12 protein-coding genes are annotated in these 17,744 nt (G+C 54.0%); 4 read left to right on the top strand and 8 right to left on the bottom strand.

Annotation, left to right across the window (positions count from 1 at the left end; all coding sequences use genetic code 11):
* Positions 1-6: 6 nt before the first annotated feature.
* Positions 7-3,795 (bottom strand): AIDA-I family autotransporter adhesin YfaL/EhaC, encoded by a 3,789-nt coding sequence (yfaL, locus tag LC431_RS17000; RefSeq protein ID WP_223510114.1) that lies wholly within the window; start codon positions 3,793-3,795, stop codon positions 7-9.
* 710 nt (positions 3,796-4,505) lie between these two features.
* On the opposite strand from yfaL, the gene nrdA reads away from it, so the two are divergent.
* The 3 genes from nrdA to yfaE all read left to right on the top strand — a co-directional run bounded on the left by nrdA (position 4,506) and on the right by yfaE (position 8,252).
* Positions 4,506-6,788, top strand: a complete 2,283-nt coding sequence (gene nrdA, locus LC431_RS16995) for a class 1a ribonucleoside-diphosphate reductase subunit alpha (protein ID WP_013574614.1) — start codon at positions 4,506-4,508, stop codon at positions 6,786-6,788.
* Positions 6,789-6,860: 72 nt separating this feature from the next.
* Entirely contained in the window at positions 6,861-7,991 is a 1,131-nt protein-coding gene (nrdB, locus tag LC431_RS16990; RefSeq protein WP_112198666.1) for a class Ia ribonucleoside-diphosphate reductase subunit beta, read from the top strand.
* A complete protein-coding gene (gene yfaE / locus LC431_RS16985; protein ID WP_013574612.1) occupies positions 7,992-8,252 on the top strand; it encodes a class I ribonucleotide reductase maintenance protein YfaE in 261 nt (86 codons plus the stop codon).
* A gap of 139 nt (positions 8,253-8,391) precedes the next feature.
* On the opposite strand, the gene LC431_RS16980 is transcribed toward yfaE, so the two are convergent.
* Together LC431_RS16980 and LC431_RS16975 are read right to left on the bottom strand one after the other, a co-directional pair.
* The gene (locus LC431_RS16980) at positions 8,392-9,597 is read right to left on the bottom strand and encodes a nicotinamide mononucleotide deamidase-related protein YfaY (RefSeq protein ID WP_223510113.1); all 1,206 of its coding nucleotides are present in this window, start codon (positions 9,595-9,597) and stop codon (positions 8,392-8,394) included.
* Positions 9,598-9,724: 127 nt separating this feature from the next.
* A complete protein-coding gene (locus LC431_RS16975; protein ID WP_013574610.1) occupies positions 9,725-10,270 on the bottom strand; it encodes a YfaZ family outer membrane protein in 546 nt (181 codons plus the stop codon).
* A gap of 302 nt (positions 10,271-10,572) precedes the next feature.
* On the opposite strand from LC431_RS16975, the gene LC431_RS16970 reads away from it, so the two are divergent.
* Entirely contained in the window at positions 10,573-12,006 is a 1,434-nt protein-coding gene (locus LC431_RS16970; protein ID WP_223510112.1) for a catalase, read from the top strand.
* A gap of 67 nt (positions 12,007-12,073) precedes the next feature.
* On the opposite strand, the gene menE is transcribed toward LC431_RS16970, so the two are convergent.
* From menE to menD, 5 genes are read right to left on the bottom strand one after another with little or no spacing between them, the layout of a single operon-like run.
* Complete coding sequence (gene menE, locus LC431_RS16965) at positions 12,074-13,435, bottom strand: o-succinylbenzoate--CoA ligase (protein ID WP_255611226.1); 1,362 nt, start codon at positions 13,433-13,435, stop codon at positions 12,074-12,076.
* Entirely contained in the window at positions 13,432-14,433 is a 1,002-nt protein-coding gene (gene menC / locus LC431_RS16960; RefSeq protein ID WP_013574607.1) for an o-succinylbenzoate synthase, read from the bottom strand. Before menC ends, menE begins: the two co-directional genes overlap by 4 nt.
* Positions 14,433-15,290: a 1,4-dihydroxy-2-naphthoyl-CoA synthase gene (gene menB / locus LC431_RS16955; protein ID WP_013574606.1), complete on the bottom strand. Its 858-nt coding sequence runs from the start codon at positions 15,288-15,290 to the stop codon at positions 14,433-14,435. The genes menC and menB overlap by 1 nt, the downstream gene beginning before the upstream one ends.
* Positions 15,277-16,074, bottom strand: coding sequence for a 2-succinyl-6-hydroxy-2,4-cyclohexadiene-1-carboxylate synthase (menH, locus tag LC431_RS16950; RefSeq protein WP_013574605.1), 798 nt, complete (start codon positions 16,072-16,074; stop codon positions 15,277-15,279). Before menH ends, menB begins: the two co-directional genes overlap by 14 nt.
* Positions 16,071-17,744 (bottom strand): 2-succinyl-5-enolpyruvyl-6-hydroxy-3-cyclohexene-1-carboxylic-acid synthase, encoded by a 1,674-nt coding sequence (gene menD / locus LC431_RS16945; RefSeq protein WP_112198242.1) that lies wholly within the window; start codon positions 17,742-17,744, stop codon positions 16,071-16,073. The genes menH and menD overlap by 4 nt, the downstream gene beginning before the upstream one ends.

Below are 17,744 nucleotides of genomic sequence, written 5' to 3'. Positions count from 1 at the left end.
ACTGACTTACCAGCGAATACTCACCCCAACTGACGCTTCGGTTTGCGAAAAATCATCTGACCCTTCTTGCTGTCCAACCTTGCCCCAGAGCGTGGTATTTTCGCCCAAATTGCCACTGATCCCGGTACTCAGTTCCGCACTGTCTTTGGCGGTGTTATCGGTGAAATTCACGCCATCCACATTCAGGGAAGTTTCCGCACTGTTATGGCGGTAATTCGCCTCTACAAAAGGTCTGAGATGCAGCGTCGGCGACGGATGAATATCCCATTCACTGCGCAAGCCTAAGCGCGTCTGAACGTTATTATCCCCCTGTTGTGCCACTTTCGACTGATTCGACGCGGTAAAATCTTTCTGCTTCACACCCTGATAAATCACCTGCGCCTGGGGTTGCACCGTCCAGTTCCACTGGTTTCCCTGCATCAGGGTAAAACGGTAACCACCTTCCAGTGAGGCGGAAAGTCCGGAAGAGTGATAATTATCATCACCTGTACCGTCTTCGCTGACGCTGTTATCAAACCAGGCATATTGCATCCAGCTGTCGAGATACGCACCCTGATGATCCTGTGCGTTCTGATACCAGGAAGCGGTCAGTCCGACGGCGTATCCCTGGCTGTCATTATCTGATTTGCGCCCGGTCAGTACACTGGTGCTATCGCCGTGGCTGTTACTGTAACCGCCCACCACTCCCGCCAGGATTTCCCCGTCACCTGCATTATTGCGCAGGAAATTGCCGCTGATCTGAACCACTGACGTGTCATTGTGACTGTCAATCTGGCTGGCAAAGGTTGAGCTGTCGCGCGATGAATCCACCCGCAGCTTAATATTGTCATGACCGGCACCGGCATGATCCTGCGCCGTCATACTGAAGGCATTATTGGCGATGCGCAGGTTGCTCATATAGCCGCCCATTTTAGGGTTCAGCACCGGTGTAAAATCTTCCCCGCCAGAGGCTGGCACAGGTTGCGGCTGCGGTTGAACATCGGGATCAGGTTGCGGCTGGACGTCAGGATCGGGCTGAGGTTCCGGTTGAGGCTCCGGCGTCACCACCTGCGAGCGCAGATACCAGTCCTGATTATCCTGCACCAGAGAATAGTCGTAGGCGCCCATATTGATATATTGCTGACCACCGGCCAGATGGAAATCTGCCGCATTCTGGAAGCTTTGCGGGTCGGCAACAAAATCGACAACTTTGATGCCGGTTTGTGTCGCCTGCCCGATGCCGCTGACCGGCACAACCGCCAGCGCGGTATCACCGGAAGTATTGCCGTTAAGAATCAGCTGGTCGGTCGCCGAGGTATCACCATTCATTTCAGTTTCCAGCACCAGCGTGCCGCCGCCGGTGTAATCACCGTTGACCGTCAGCGTATCCCCGGCCTTGCCATTCTCCAGACTGGCGGTTCCTGCGCTGTTATCAAGGCTGCCGTTGACCGTCACACCGGCTAAATAGGTCAATGCATCCAGGGAAAGATTCGTGTTCAGCGTGCCTTTAAGCGCCATACCGGACGTAGCATTCACCAGCGTGCCGCCCGTGCCGGTAAACAGGCTGGCATCCAGCGCCGAGGAAGTGTCCTGATTTGTCAGGACCAGCTGAGTGTTGTCGGAAATCAACAGTGTACCGGTGGAATCCGCATCGATGCTTCGCACCTGCTGATCCATGCCGGTGGCAAACGTGGCATTTTCGCCGACGTACAATGAAGAGGCGTCTGCGATGATGTTTTCCGCGCCTCCCTGCAAAGTACCCTGTTCGACCCGGACAGCGGAATGGCTGTTGCCCGAATCTTTCAGAATCAACGTACCGTTACCAGTTTTGGTGAACGTGCTGTCAACGTCTGCCTGCCCGCCGGTACTGTCAGCGGTTAAGCCGCCCCATTGCGTGGTCACGCCGTCGTCCACCTGCATCGTCCCTGAGGCCCGCATTTCAATATCTCGTGCCTTACCGGTTTGTGCTGATGTGGTATCGACCTGCCCGCTGGTATCGCCCGGCGCAGAAATCTCCAGCGTACTGGCCTGTGCCGGATCAGTAAAAATGACCTGACGGTTATAGGCTTCATCGCCCAACTGAGAGTTACCGGTGACCTGCAATGTCCCGGAAGCGATCTGCGTCGTGCCCAGATAAGTATTGTTATCCGCCAGCGTGACGCGTCCGGCACCGGCATCAATCACCGCATACACACCGCCATCAACGTGATAGTCGCTGCCCGTCCCCAGCGTCACCAGATCAGCATTACCGATTACCGTACCGCCGGACCCTGTAATCGTCAGGCCGTCGTTAGTCTGATTCGCTTCACCGTTGAAGGTGGACATGTCCGACAAATCCAGCACACCGCCGTCGAGCACAACAGACTGCGGATCGGCCTGCAATATCGCTAAATCTTCAGCATCGCCCTGAACGCTGAGTACAGCGTTTTGTTCCACCACAATGTCGCCATCCAGCCCCATAGACTGCGCGCCGGTCAGGGTGAAACTGCCGTTTTCTGCCACGGTCAGATCGCCCGCACCTGTTGTGGTGCCCGCCATATAGCCGCTGTTAACAATGACATTACCGCCAGCATCAATATTCAATGTGCTGTTCTCATGCCCCATAAAGGCATTTTTAAAGGTTTGCTGCGTGCTGCCAACATTCAGTATTGCCGTGTCATTCACATAATTATCGTTACCTAACACAATACCGTGACAGGTATCTGCCGCAGCCTGACAGTTGGTGTCGCCGACATTGATCAGCGTGCCATCACGTCCCAGCGTGACCGTGCCCTCTAAAATGTCGAATACGCCGGTAAAACCGCTGTTATCAGCATTAAGTACCAGTTCACCAGCACCGCGTTTGAAAATCGCGCCATAACCGGCGATCGAGTCATAAGCGCCGTCGTTGGCGGTATTGCCGATGATCAGCGTTTTATCTGCAGCAATATCAAAATCCGCTTCGCTGTGGCCGAGATACATGAACCCGCCGCCAGCGGCATCGGGTGCATCGCCATAATTGCCAGCGACGTTATCGTGGTAATAGGCAACACCATCATTTTCTTGATAGTTTTCATCAATGTTGATGTTGATCAGGAATGGCGTAGACGCGCTGCTGGTGTAGATTGCGCCTCCCTGTCCTTCGGCCTGATTGCCGGTGAATTCACTGTTAGTGATAAACATGCTGCCGTGGGAGTCAGACGTATTGTCCGTGGCATCAATCGCACCACCGCTACCATTACCTGAACTGGCACTTTTGTTGGTCTTTGCCTGATTATCCTCAAATAAAACATTTGTCAGCTGGACTTTATTATTAAGAGAATAAATAGCGCCGCCTTTCCCCTCACTGGAAATATTCCCTGAAAACACGGCATTAGTAATGGCAAGATCAGTATCACCTTCATCATTGGTGCCATTCATATATATTGCGCCGCCGTAATCATGGGCGACGTTATCAATGAACAGGGTATTTTCTAAATATACCGTCGAGTTTTCTTTCGCAAAGATCGCGCCACCGTTTCCCGAACTGCTGTTTCCGGTAAATACGCTGTAACCGGTGGTGCTCTCAGGAATAATCTCCAGTGTGGTGCTGTTTCCCAGGTGGAAGGCACCGCCCGAGGAACCTGAACCGTTCAGGCCGGAGAACTGCATCTCAGCGCCATCAGCCACGGTATAGGTATTGAGGGTTTTATTTTCAAGCGTGGTGGCCGTGGCGTTGCAACTTTCAGTAATTTGCAACCCTGAACAGGTCGGGAGAGTTTCTGCAAAAGCCGCCTCTGAAAAAGGCAATAAATTAAAGACTAAAAATAAACACGCCGTGATTTTATTGAAGACCATTGAAGTTCTAATCCCGCACCTGATGAAAGAGGAGCGAAAGTAATATGCACAGTGCCGGGAGACCACTTAATGATAAATTTAGAATATATAAACAACATCATTCATTCATCATATGTATTTATAATAAGGCTCATTTTTCTCAAAAACGCACTTTTCAGAAAGTGAACAAAAACCTGGTAGCAAGGTTGCTCCGAAGCGGCTTAACGGCTGTACGGCGACGCCAAATCGTCATCGGTTGCAAGTCATTTTTTCCGCTAATCCAGTAGAATTTACGTTAAGAGACGGGGTATGCCGGGGTTAAAACCTTAGTTTTTAGGACGTTGGTTGGCGTGAACACCGCAACATGATTTTTTAGAATAGTTATCCAGATCAATATAGCGTTTTTTTCTAACGTTTAATAAACCGGCAGTTGATCACCTTTCATAAAAATATAAGAAAATCGTATCTGAGATATTGACAGGTTTGTCGCGCCAGCAATGACGGACTTCTCAGGCTTGACGTCAAAATTTCTCCCCAACTTATCCACAAATCTGCCCGTTTTGTTCACTTGCAAAAGGGACATTCAATCACTATCTTGTCATCAGAAAATAACAAACCCACAATATATTGTGTTTATATCCTGACCAGCACACTAGGAACCTCTTGTGCTGCCGCGCATGTTTTACGCGGTCAGGTCAGACCCTTTATAAACCTTTAAGGTATCGCACCCAATGAACCAAAGTCTGCTTGTTACTAAACGTGATGGCCGCACAGAACGCATCAACCTTGATAAAATCCACCGTGTCATTGACTGGGCAGCGGAAGGTCTTCAAAACGTATCAGTTTCTCAAGTAGAACTCCGTTCACACATCCAGTTCTATGACGGCATCAAAACCGCTGATATTCACGAAACCATCATCAAAGCGGCGGCTGATCTGATCTCTAAAGATGCACCGGATTACCAATATCTGGCCGCGCGTCTGGCGATCTTCCACCTGCGTAAAAAAGCCTACGGCCAGTTTGAACCACCAAAACTGATCGACCAGGTGACCCGCATGGTTGAAATGGGTAAATACGACAAACATCTGCTGGAAGACTACACGGCTGAAGAGTTCGAGCAGATGGACAGTTTTATTGACCACTGGCGCGACATGAATTTCTCTTACGCTGCGGTTAAGCAACTGGAAGGGAAATATCTGGCACAGAACCGTGTGACCGGCGATATCTACGAAAGTGCTCAGTTCCTCTACATTCTGGTCGCGGCCTGCCTGTTCTCCGGCTACCCGCGCGAAACCCGTCTGGATTACATCAAACGTTTCTACGACGCGATTTCAACCTTCAAAATTTCCCTGCCTACGCCAATTATGTCCGGCGTGCGCACTCCGACCCGTCAGTTCAGCTCATGCGTGCTGATCGAATGTGGCGACAGTCTGGATTCCATTAACGCGACCTCCAGCGCCATCGTGAAATACGTTTCACAACGCGCCGGTATCGGCATCAACGCCGGTCGCATTCGTGCGCTGGGCAGCCCGATCCGTGGCGGTGAAGCATTCCACACCGGTTGTATCCCGTTCTACAAACATTTCCAGACTGCGGTGAAATCCTGTTCTCAGGGCGGTGTTCGTGGCGGCGCAGCGACACTCTTCTACCCGATGTGGCATCTGGAAGTCGAAAGCCTGCTGGTACTGAAAAACAACCGTGGTGTTGAAGGCAACCGCGTCCGTCATATGGACTACGGCGTGCAGATCAACAAACTGATGTATCAGCGTCTGGTGAAAGGCGGCGACATTACCCTGTTCAGCCCGTCTGACGTACCTGGCCTGTACGATGCATTCTTTGCCGATCAGGACGAGTTCGAGCGTCTGTACGAGAAGTACGAGCAGGATGCCAGCATCCGTAAGCAGAAAGTGAAAGCGGTGGAACTGTTCTCCCTGATGATGCAGGAACGCGCCTCTACAGGCCGTATCTACATTCAGCATGTTGACCACTGCAACACCCACAGCCCGTTTGATCCGGCTATCGCGCCTGTTCGCCAGTCCAACCTGTGTCTGGAAATTGCGCTGCCAACCAAACCGCTGGATGACGTTAATGACGAAAACGGCGAAATCGCGCTGTGTACGCTGTCTGCTTTCAACCTCGGTGCGATCGAAAGCCTCGACGATCTGGAAGAACTGGCTGTTCTGGCAGTTCGCGCTCTGGACGCCCTGCTCGATTATCAGGATTACCCGATCAAAGCCGCAAAACGCGGTGCGATGGGCCGACGTACGCTGGGTATCGGCGTGATTAACTACGCGTATTATCTGGCGAAAAACGGTGTGCGTTATTCCGATGGCAGCGCTAACAACCTGACCCACAAAACGTTCGAAGCCATTCAGTATTACCTGCTGAAAGCCTCCAACGAACTGGCGAAAGAACAAGGCGCGTGCCAGTGGTTCAACGAAACCACCTATTCACAAGGCATCATGCCGGTGGATACCTACAAAAAAGATCTGGATGCCATCTGCGATGAACCGCTGCATCTGGACTGGGATACGCTGCGTGAAAACATCAAAACATACGGCCTGCGTAACTCCACGCTGTCCGCGCTGATGCCGTCCGAGACCTCTTCGCAGATCTCCAACGCCACCAACGGTATCGAGCCACCTCGCGGCCACATCAGTATCAAAGCGTCGAAAGACGGGATTCTGCGTCAGGTTGTGCCGGAGTACGAGCGTCTGAAAGATCAGTACGAACTGCTGTGGGATATGCCGAACAACGACGGCTACCTGCAACTGGTTGGCGTAATGCAGAAATTCATCGACCAGGCGATTTCGTCAAACACCAACTACGACCCGTCGCGCTTCCCGAACAGCAAAGTACCAATGAAACAGTTGTTGAAAGACTTGCTGACCGCCTACAAATTTGGCGTGAAAACGCTGTACTATCAGAACACCCGTGACGGTGCTGATGATGTACAGGAAGACATGAAAGCCGATGTGGCTGATGACTGTGAAAGCGGCGCCTGCAAAATCTAATCTTTTGTTTTAACTAAGAATATTATTCAAAACCCCCGTCAGGGGGTTTTTGCCGAGAATTTCGAGGAAGTTATGGCCTACAGTACTTTTTCCCAGAATAAAAACGATCAGCTTCTTGAGCCAATGTTCTTTGGTCAGTCGGTTAACGTTGCCCGTTTCGACCAGCAGAAGCATGAAATCTTTGAAAAACTGATCGAAAAGCAACTGTCCTTCTTCTGGCGTCCGGAAGAGATTGATGTTTCCCGCGACCGTATCGATTTTCAGGCGTTGCCGGATCACGAGAAACACATTTTCCTGAGCAACCTGAAATACCAGACGCTGCTGGATTCCATTCAGGGCCGCAGCCCGAACGTCGCGCTGTTACCGCTGATTTCTATTCCTGAGCTGGAAACCTGGGTCGAAACCTGGGCGTTTTCGGAAACTATTCACTCGCGCTCTTACACACATATTATCCGCAACATCGTGAATGATCCGGCGATTGTGTTTGACGATATCGTGACCAATGAAGAAATCCTCAAGCGCGCGAAAGACATCTCCGGTTACTACGACACGCTGATCGAGATGACCAGCTACTACCATCTGCTGGGCGAAGGCACGCATCAGGTCAACGGCAAAACCGTTGTAGTTAACCTGCATGAACTTAAGAAGAAACTCTACATCTGTCTGATGAGCGTCAACGCGCTGGAAGCCGTACGTTTCTACGTCAGCTTTGCCTGTTCATTTGCGTTCGCCGAACGTGAACTGATGGAAGGCAACGCGAAAATCATCAAGATGATCGCCCGTGATGAAGCGCTGCATCTGACCGGCACTCAGCACGCGCTGAACCTGCTGCGTTCAGGTCAGGACGACCCTGAAATGGCAGAAATCGCGCTGGAATGTCAGCAGGAGTGCCATGACCTGTTCGTGCTGGCGGCACAGCAGGAAAAGGACTGGGCAGAATACCTGTTCAAAGACGGTTCGATGATCGGCCTGAACAAAGACATTCTGTGTCAGTACGTCGAATACATCACCAATATCCGTATGCAGGCTGTCGGGCTGGATGCTCCGTTCAAAACCCGCTCGAACCCGATCCCGTGGATCAACGCCTGGCTGGTGTCTGATAACGTGCAGGTTGCGCCACAGGAAGTGGAAGTCAGCTCCTATCTGGTAGGTCAGATTGATTCTGAAGTTCACGCCGATGACCTGAGTGATTTCGAGCTTTAAATGGCCGACAGAACCATCACACTTTCAGCAAACGGACAGCAACTGGCGTGTAAGTCAGAGCACCGGAATTTGCTGGAGGTGTTTGAACATCATCAGGTTGAAGTGGAATACCAGTGTCGCGAAGGTTATTGCGGATCGTGCCGGATGCGGTTGATTAACGGTGAGGTCGCCTACAGCGAGAAACCCCTGGCCTTTATCTCAGACGGCGAGATTTTACCGTGTTGTTGCATGCCGGTTGGGGATATTGAGATCGCGTTTTAGACTTTACTCCTCCCCCTGCGAAGGGGGAGGACGGGAGGGGGTTTTAAGGGCTAACATCTCATCAAAGCCAACCTCAACTCTTTGATTTCGCTTTAATACCCCACCCCAGCCCTCCCCTTCGCAGGGGAGGGAGCTAAAGCTAAACCTTCTCAACCCGATCCAACCACGGGTAATCCGCCACCGGCTCCCACCCGTTCAGGTAACGCCGCAGCATATCCATCGCCACCATCGCCATGGTCTCCTGACGTAATGCCAGTCCGTGACGCGTGGCGGTATAGCGGATTGTCAGGCCGCTGGTGCCGGTTGGGGTATGCAGTGCCAGACTTAATTCTGCACCTGACAGCGCGCCCATAGCCAGCGCCAGTTGTGCGCCGGTGGTTTCGGCCAACGTCTGCGCACGCGCCAGTAAGCATTCGAGGGATTTCTCTGGTGAGGCTTCGTCACCCTGGGGCAATAACTCGCCGTTGACCAGCGGAACCCCGGCGCTTTGCAGACGCCAGTTCAGCAGGCCGCCGGTGAAACTTTCGCTGACCGCCAGACGTAAATCCTGCGCCAGCAGGCGTTCTGCCAGACGATCCGGCAGGCTACCCAGCCCTTCAAAAATCGTGCTCTCCCCTGCGACTTCACGCACGCGTTCAAACGCTTTGTGCATTGCAGCCTCCTGAGAGCGCGGGCCGGTGACTTTCAGCTCGATAATCGGCGATGACGAACGGTAACCCATCACCACGCCTTCCGGCAGCTCAAGTTGATCCAACTCGGTGGCAAGGTCACTTTCGCCACGTCCGAACGTGGTCAGACGTAAACATAACGGGGCTTCCAGCGCCGGAAATTGTTTGTGCAGACGTGGAACGATTTGTTGTTCCACCATCACTTTAAATTCGGACGGTACACCGGGCGTGAAGAAAATCTGACAGCGGTTGAGCTTCACGCTGAAGCCGCAGGCGGTGCCCACCGGATTATCCAGCAGCTCGGCATTGGCCGGGATTTGTGCCTGTTTGCGGTTGGATTCGGCCATCGGACGGCCACGTTCATTGAAGAACGCCTGCATGGTTTCAATCCAGCCAGCATCTTCCACCAGTTCCACATCACAGGCTTTAGCCGCCGCCAGCGCACTTAAATCATCGGTCGTTGGCCCCAGGCCGCCGTTCACGATAAGCACATCAGCGATGTGGCTGCGTTCTTTGAGAACAGCCACCAGCGCGTCCAGACTGTCGCCCACGGTTTCACGACTGGTCATCGGTAAACCTTGCTCAAACAGATAATTCGCCAGCCATGCCGAATTGGTATCCACAATCTGGCCGTGCAGCACTTCATCACCCGTACTCAGCATCTCAACCCTAAGCATCCCGTTCTCCTTCTGTCTTTTTTGTTACTCCACTGTAGAAAGGCTGGGACAGAAAAACAATCTCCGTTCGCCAGAAAACAAAAAGGCCCGCACGAATGCGAGCCTTCAGATTTTGCTTCAGACAAAATCAGAAATTAACAGCGCCACCTAAATAAGCACCGTCTGCCACCACGTTATCGCGGTTGCCATCTTTGCCATCCATCGCCATGTAACGGTAACCCACGCTCACGGTAACCAACGGGATGGCCGTCAGACGAATACCTGCGTTCGCTTCTTCATAGTTAGCAATGCCGCTGGACAGGGAATCCGGGGAATAATAATAGTCGCCGTACAGGGTGAACATTTTCGCGATTGGCAGTTGCAGACCACCGCCGACGGCCGCAGCGTACCCTTCGTCACCGTCTTTAGGATTGGTGTACAGGCCCTTACCGCCGACGGTCGCGATGAACGGACCCAACGGAATGTTGTATCCCAAACCCAAGCCTGCCACATCACCGTCGTCATCGTTATGGGTGTAATCACCGCTCAATGCCAGACCCGGAGATGTGGTGCCGAAGCCCACACCCAGATGCGTGTAATGCTCACCGACTTCACCATTGACACTGATTGCGCTGGCAGATGCCGCGACAAACATCAGACTGGCAGCGGCACCAGCGACAAGTAACTTTTTCATTATTTATCCTAAATAACAGTCAAACGACAATAAATCTTCCAAGGGAAGTCTAAAGCAATTCACTCAGTCGTAACAACTTTTTGGAACGTGAATGCATTCACCGGGGTTGTGAAAATTGTAAGAAACATCGTTTTCATTGATGAAATGAACGTTTCCCATCGAAATGATAACTCCCACCTATTTGCCTCTGATCAATATAGGGTTTATTTCTAATCGGTAGAGTTAATTTGACTTAAGTGAGGTTAAAGGCCCCCCCCAACGTTTTTACTTACATACACACGCAATTACCGGAAGGAATTTTTATGACCAAGAAAGGTTTAACCACCGCCGCTGGCGCGCCAGTCGTCGATAATAACAACGTGATTACCGCTGGCCGCCGTGGCCCGTTGCTTTTGCAGGATGTCTGGTTTCTTGAGAAATTAGCGCATTTCGACCGCGAAGTGATCCCGGAGCGTCGTATGCACGCTAAAGGCTCCGGCGCTTATGGTACTTTCACCGTGACGCACGATATTACCGCTTTCACCCGCGCGAAGATCTTCTCCGCAATCGGCAAACAAACTGACATGTTTATCCGTTTCTCGACGGTTGCCGGTGAACGCGGTGCAGCGGATGCCGAACGTGATATTCGCGGTTTCTCGATGAAGTTCTACACCGAAGAAGGAAACTGGGATTTAGTCGGCAATAATACGCCGGTGTTTTATCTGCGTGACCCGCTGAAATTCCCGGATCTGAACCACGTCGTCAAACGTGACCCGCGCACTAACCTGCGTAATCCGGCATACAAATGGGACTTCTTCTCTCATCTTCCGGAAGCCCTGCATCAGCTGACCATTGATGTCAGCGACCGTGGCCTGCCAACGTCTTACCGTCATATCCACGGTTTCGGCAGCCATACCTTCAGCTTTATCAATACTGAAAATGAACGCTTCTGGGTGAAATTCCACTTCCGCTGCCAGCAGGGTATTGAAAACCTGATGGACGATGAAGCCGAAAAACTGGTGGGCACCGACCGCGAGAGTTCGCAGCGTGATTTGTATGAAGCGATTGAACACGGCGATTTCCCGCGCTGGAAACTGTTTGTGCAAATCATGCCGGAAGCGGACGCTGCAAAACTGCCGTACAACCCGTTTGACCTGACCAAAGTCTGGCTGCACAGCGATTATCCGCTGATTGAAGTGGGTGAATTCGAACTGAACCGCAATCCGGAAAACTACTTTGCCGAAGTAGAACAAGTCGCCATGAGCCCGGCCAATGTAGTACCTGGCATCGGTTTCTCACCTGACCGTATGCTGCAGGGGCGTCTGTTCTCTTACGGCGATGCGCACCGTTACCGTCTGGGCGTAAATCATCATCAGATCCCGATCAACGCGCCAAAATGCCCGTTCCATAATTATCACCGTGACGGCGCAATGCGTGTGGACGGTAACAGCGGCAACGGCGTGACTTACGAACCCAACAGCGCGGGCTTGTTCCAGCAACAGCCCGATTTCAGCGAACCGCCACTGAGCACTGAAGGCGCGGCAGACCACTGGAATCACCGGGAAGATGATGATTACTTCACTCAGCCACGTTTGCTATTCAACCTGCTGTCTGAGGCTGAACATCAGCGTATGTTTGCACGCATTGCCGGTGAGCTGAAACATGCTTCGCCGGAAACACAGGCACGCCAACTGGCACTGTTCTATAAAGTCGATCCGGCTTATGGCGCAGGGGTTGAGAAAGCACTGAAAGACTGACTTTTTACCATCAGAAATCATAAAGGCCGCATTATGCGGCCTTTATTGTTTATTCCGGGCTATTGTTTTACGAAAGCATTTCTACCCATTGCCGGACGCTCGCCCGCGAGATTTTAATCCCCCCCTGCGACAAAGCCCCGGGCAGCGGATGATAGGCCACCGGCAACTGGAAACGCGGTATCTTATCGCTCAGCCAGCGATTGAGTTCCTCATACACCAGCCCGGCTTGTGCTTCGAGCACGGCGACCGGTCGCTGACCAAATTGCTCATCTTCCACCGGAACCACAAATGCCTGCGAAACCTGCGGGTGGCTGACCAGTACTTTCTCGATATCTTCAGGTTGGATCCCTTCTCCGCCGCTGAAAAACAAATTATCCATCCGCCCGGCCACCTGCAGTTCATCGTCAATCCACGTGCCACGGTCGCGGGTATGCAACCACCCTTGCGCATCAGTCACCGGTGATAGCTGACCGTTTTTCCAGTAACCACTGGCCATACTGTCGGTGCGGATCAGGATCTCCTGATCAACGATTTTGACTTCCTTCCCCGCCAATACCTGACCGACACCGGCGCTGCCATCGGCTCGTTTCGCCGTCACAGTGGACGCAGTTTCCGTCAGCCCATATCCGCACCAGCAGCGTATTCCTGCTTTTTCTGCCTGTTCAGTCAGCGCCAGAGGAATTTGCGCCCCACCAAGCAAAACGTCTGTCAGCTTTTCAGGCACCGGCGTGCCTTGCAGCAGACGCCAGAGTTGCGTCGGTACCAGCGAAGCGTGGCTGCATTCTGCCAGCGCTGCATCGAGCGGTTGGTCTTCGGACAGCATCAGCGTAGCGCCGGCCAGCAGCCAGCGCCAGACGATGCCTTGCCCGGAAACATGAAACAGTGGCAGAGAAAGTAACCAGCTATCGTTACGGGTGAAAGGGATCAGGTTCAGCACACCCGCCGCACTGGCGAGATGGGCGGCAACCGTATGTGCTGCGGCTTTCGGTAAACCGCTGGAACCCGATGTCAGCGTCAGCGTGGCAATACGCTGCGGTTGCCATCCGGCAGAACTGAGCCAACAGGCATTCTGCATGGTCAGTGCGGGAATATTCAGCGGCAGTTCCGGCTCCGCCAGATCCAGTACGAAAGCGATATCGAGTTGCGAAAGCAGTTCATCACATAATGCCCAAGGCAGTTGCGGATTAAGCGGTAACAGGCGCGCGCCGGTTTGTAATAACGCCAGATAGCTGAGTACGGCATCAAGGGTGTTTTTACTGCGCAAAACCACACCCGCGCCTTCGCCCACACCCTGCGCAATAAAACCGGCTGCCAGCGTGTCGATGCGGTGCTGTAAATCACGCCAGCACCAGGTGATATCTCCCGCTTTCAGCGCTACGGCAAAAGGTGAAAGGTTTGCCCTTTCACGCCATGGCCAGTCGTTGATCATTTGCTCTGCCACACAATCTCCAGATCAGATACATCCGTTAGCGGTAATTCAGAGCCCGGCCAGCGACGGATAAGCTGCGTCCGCATGAGATCCAGCGTATCCAGCCCCGGAATGGCGTCCGGCGTCAGCCATTGGGCAATGCGCGCCAGTTGTGTCAGCCCGAGACTCGACTCGATGGAGGAACTGATCACAGCTTCCAGCCCTGCGGCATGCGCCTGCGCGATCAGCTGACGGCAACGCATCAGACTGCCGGTCAGCGTGGGTTTGATGATGATCGCCGCCAGCCCGGGTTCGGCCTTCACGGTAAAACCGGTTTCGCGCACGCTTTCATCCCAGGCGATCGCAATACCGGTCAGACGGGCGAAATCGCGGGACTGCTCGCGGGTCAGGCACGGTTCTTCGATAAACGCGATGCGTGAACGCAGTTCGGGCGCCACATGACGGGCAAACCCTTCGGCTTTGACCGGCGTCCAGCTGCGGTTGGCATCAAGGCGCAAATGCAGTTCCGGCAAGGCTTCCAGCAACATACTGACATTCAGACCATCGCCGACGGATTCGTACAATCCCACTTTCACCTTAGCCACTTTCCTGCCGCGAAAATCGCCCGGCAGCGCCCCCAGACGCGCATAAAGCTCATTCGGATCGCCATGACACAACGGTGCACAGCGCGTGCTCAGCACTTCGGGCAATTCGCCGCGTAATTCGGCGTCCGCACAACTCAGCCCGAAAGCCACCGAAGGTAAAGCACTGAACGCAGAGGCAACGGCAGCCAGCGAGGCCCCCTGCACCCACTGGCTCAGGCCATGCTGAACGGCATCCTGCGCCTGAGACACATCTTCCACACTAAAACCGGGCAGCGGCGCAACTTCGCCCCAACCCGTTGCTTCGTCCTGCCACAGTGACACCAAAAAACCGTCGCGGGTTTTCAGGCGCTGATTGCGCAGCACCACCCCAGCCTCCATCGGCACGCTGTACCGGTACACCGTGGCGCGACGCATTATGGATTACGCTTAAATTTGCTGAAGTCCGGCTGGCGTTTTTCATTAAACGCGTTGCGACCTTCCTGACCTTCATCGGTCATGTAGAACAACATTGTGGCGTTCCCTGCCAGTTCCTGAAGCCCTGCCTGACCGTCGCAATCGGCGTTCAGTGCGGCTTTCAGGCAACGCAGTGCCATCGGACTGTTTTCCAGCATTTCACGACACCAGCGCACCGTTTCTTTTTCCAGATCAGCCAGAGGAACTACGGTGTTGACCAGCCCCATATCCAGCGCCGCTTTGGCATCGTACTGACGGCACAGGAACCAGATTTCACGGGCCTTTTTCTGACCGACGATACGCGCCATATAGGATGCGCCCCAGCCGCCGTCGAAAGAACCAACTTTCGGGCCGGTCTGCCCGAAGATGGCGTTATCTGCCGCAATGGTCAGGTCACACATCATATGCAGAACATGGCCGCCGCCAATGGAATAACCAGCCACCATCGCCACGACTGGTTTCGGACAGGTGCGGATCTGGCGCTGGAAATCCAGCACGTTGAGATGATGCACACCGCTGGCATCCTGATAACCACCGTAATCGCCACGCACTTTCTGATCGCCGCCCGCACAGAAGGCTTTTTCGCCTTCACCGGTCAGCACGATCACGCCGATGCCTTCGTCGTTACGGGCATCGTCGAGTGCGCGGATCATTTCTTTGACGGTCAGCGGACGAAATGCATTGCGAACCTGCGGACGGTTGATGGTGATTTTAGCGATGCCGTCGGTAGATTTGTGGTAACGAATATCTTCAAACTCGCCGGTACAATCACGCCATTCGACCGGCGCGTACAGTTCTTTTTCATCAGGATAAATCATGTTCAACTTCCTTTAAGACAGGTGAAGTAATAAATGCCAGCGCCTGACGGGCAAATTCCGCCGGGTTATCACGGTGGGCGTTATGCCCGGCATTAGCGACAGTGCGTAGCCCGAAACCGGATTGCTGCGCAAGATGAATAAACTTGGCGTCCTGACTGCCACACAACCACACAACCGGCAGGGAAAGCCGCAGCAATTGTGCACGTAAATCAGGCTGTACCGAAAGCGACGTGGCCGCCAGCATGGCAGAGACAGTGTGCGGGTTGTTGTTCTCACGCAGCACGATCATTTGCTGGCGTTGCGCATCGGTCAGGCTGGAAAACACCGGCTGGCGATACCAGCTTTCCAGCGCCTGTTTCCACGGTACTTGCAAAAAGCGAGCCGCCCATTGCTGATCATGATGGCGGCGTTGTGCGCGTTCAGCCTGACAGGTCAGCCCCGGATGTGCGCCTTCCACCAGCAGCCCCTGCAATCCGCTGCGATCACCCTGACAGGCGTGATACAGACTGATGCGCCCCCCCAGCGAGTAGCCGATCAGCCAGTACGCAGTGACGTTATTTTCGTGCAGGGTATCGGTTAACAGCTGGCTGACATCCGCAAATCCGGCAGCTGTCAGCGACGCGGAACGACCATGTCCCGGTAAATCCACAAACAGACAAGGCCAGCCTTCAAGCGCAGGAAGTAAGGGTTGCCAGTCATCTGCACTGCCCAGCAGGCCGTGGAGAAACACCAGCCACGGACGATCTTTAACCTCTGGGTTGAGTGTGTGACAGGCCAGCGTCATGATGCGCTCATCTCCTTCACCAGCGAACGCAGGCATTCTGCCCCTTCTGTCTCACTGACTTTCAACTCGATCAGTTTCACGCCACCATGCTGCCAGCATTGTCTGACGGCATGATGAAGCTCAGACATCGATGCCGGACAGGCATAATCCAGACCAAACATCGCTGCCGCATGGCTGAAGCTGACGTTCTGCGGCATGCAGTAAAAACGCTGCCGCTCGGCTTCGGGCGTTGGCAACAACGAGAAAATTTGTCCACCATTGTTATTCACCACAATAATCACCGTCGGCGCGGAACACTGACGCATCAGCGCCAGCGCGTTTAAATCATAAAGTGCAGAGATATCACCCAGCAGCACCAGCGTCGGTTTGCAGGTCGCGCGCTGCACACCTGCGGCGGTGGATAGCAGCCCGTCAATACCGCTTGCCCCGCGATTGGCGAAAACAGGATAACCGGCGGGGAGTTGGGCAAAGGCATCCACCAGACGAACAATCAGACTGTTGCCAAGAAATAACTGGCCGTGCTCAGGTAATAAAGCCGGAAGCTGCCACGCTGCGGCGGCCTCGCCAAATACACCGTCGAGACGGGTTTCAACCGCATGTAACGCCCGCTGCGAGCAATGCTCAAGGGCTTCTGCCCAGTCAGGCTGAGGCTGTGCCGGGTGAGACTGTAACCATTCACTGACGCGGGCCTGTAGACGACGACCGCGATGCTGCGCCGGATCCTGACGGCCTGACAGCGGGTCAACCAGCCAGTATTCATCGGGTTGACAGGTCGCCTGCCATTGCAGCAGGCGCTTACCGGTCAGACCGCCACCGAACTGGATAACCAACTGGACGTGCGCCAGTATCGCCTGCGCCTGCGGCGATGCCAGCCACAAATCTGCGCAGGGAAGCGGATTGCCGGTTGATGCCTGCACATCACTGATCAACGGCCAGCCCAGTTGCGCCGCCCACTGCGCCACCTGTTCACTTTCGCAGGCAGAAAGACGGCCAGCGATAATGACGCCGCGCTTTTGCCGCCAGGAAAACCAGTCCGGCTGCGCGATTGCAGGCAAAACCTGAGAATAATTCAGCCACGGTTCATGGCCCTGCCACCAGTCGCCCAGCGCCAGCAACCAGTCCTGATGCTCGCCGTTGTCCTCGCCATACAACGGTTCGGCGAACGGACAGTTAATGTGCACGGCGCCGTGCGTCTGCTGCGCCAGCGTATTATCCAGCGCAGAAACCAGCCAGCGCGCACTGATTTCAGGCGTCGGACGCGGTAAATCCAGCGTCCCGACGGGGTGACTGGCAAACATGCCGGTCTGGCGGATAGCCTGATTCGCACCGCAATCGATGAGTTCCGGCGGACGATCAGCCGTGAGCAACACCAGCTTTTCGCCGGTCAGCCCGGCTTCGATCAGCGCCGGATATAAATTTGCCACCGCCGTGCCGGAGGTGACGATGATCGCCACCCGCTGCCCGCTGGCTTTTGCCAGCCCGAGAGCCAGATGGCCAAGGCCGCGTTCATCAAAATGGGTGTGGCAGATAAGGTGCGGATGCGCGGCGGCGGCAAGGGTTAGCGGTGTAGAGCGGGAACCGGGCGCGATGCACACATGCTGCACCTGATGTCGGGTTAACGCTTCGAGGATAAGCGTCGCCCAGCGGCGGTTAAAGACGGCAACAGACAT

It is taken from the genome of Rahnella sp. GSA61A, assembly GCF_019969905.1.
Taxonomy (GTDB): Bacteria; Pseudomonadota; Gammaproteobacteria; order Enterobacterales; family Enterobacteriaceae; genus Rahnella; species Rahnella aceris.
Note: the sequence above shows the minus strand (reverse complement) of the source record. Positions and strands in the feature narration are given on the sequence as shown.

Bases quoted from the DNA above. Each gene is read 5' to 3' on its own strand.
- yfaL (WP_223510114.1), bottom strand. From the start codon at position 3,795: ATGGTCTTCAATAAAATCACGGCGTGTTTATTTTTAGTCTTTAATTTA.
- nrdA (WP_013574614.1), top strand. From the start codon at position 4,506: ATGAACCAAAGTCTGCTTGTTACTAAACGTGATGGCCGCACAGAACGC.
- nrdB (WP_112198666.1), top strand. From the start codon at position 6,861: ATGGCCTACAGTACTTTTTCCCAGAATAAAAACGATCAGCTTCTTGAG.
- yfaE (WP_013574612.1), top strand. From the start codon at position 7,992: ATGGCCGACAGAACCATCACACTTTCAGCAAACGGACAGCAACTGGCG.
- LC431_RS16980 (WP_223510113.1), bottom strand. From the start codon at position 9,597: ATGCTTAGGGTTGAGATGCTGAGTACGGGTGATGAAGTGCTGCACGGC.
- LC431_RS16975 (WP_013574610.1), bottom strand. From the start codon at position 10,270: ATGAAAAAGTTACTTGTCGCTGGTGCCGCTGCCAGTCTGATGTTTGTC.
- LC431_RS16970 (WP_223510112.1), top strand. From the start codon at position 10,573: ATGACCAAGAAAGGTTTAACCACCGCCGCTGGCGCGCCAGTCGTCGAT.
- menE (WP_255611226.1), bottom strand. From the start codon at position 13,435: ATGATCAACGACTGGCCATGGCGTGAAAGGGCAAACCTTTCACCTTTT.
- menC (WP_013574607.1), bottom strand. From the start codon at position 14,433: ATGCGTCGCGCCACGGTGTACCGGTACAGCGTGCCGATGGAGGCTGGG.
- menB (WP_013574606.1), bottom strand. From the start codon at position 15,290: ATGATTTATCCTGATGAAAAAGAACTGTACGCGCCGGTCGAATGGCGT.
- menH (WP_013574605.1), bottom strand. From the start codon at position 16,074: ATGACGCTGGCCTGTCACACACTCAACCCAGAGGTTAAAGATCGTCCG.
- menD (WP_112198242.1), bottom strand. From the start codon at position 17,744: ATGTCTGTTGCCGTCTTTAACCGCCGCTGGGCGACGCTTATCCTCGAA.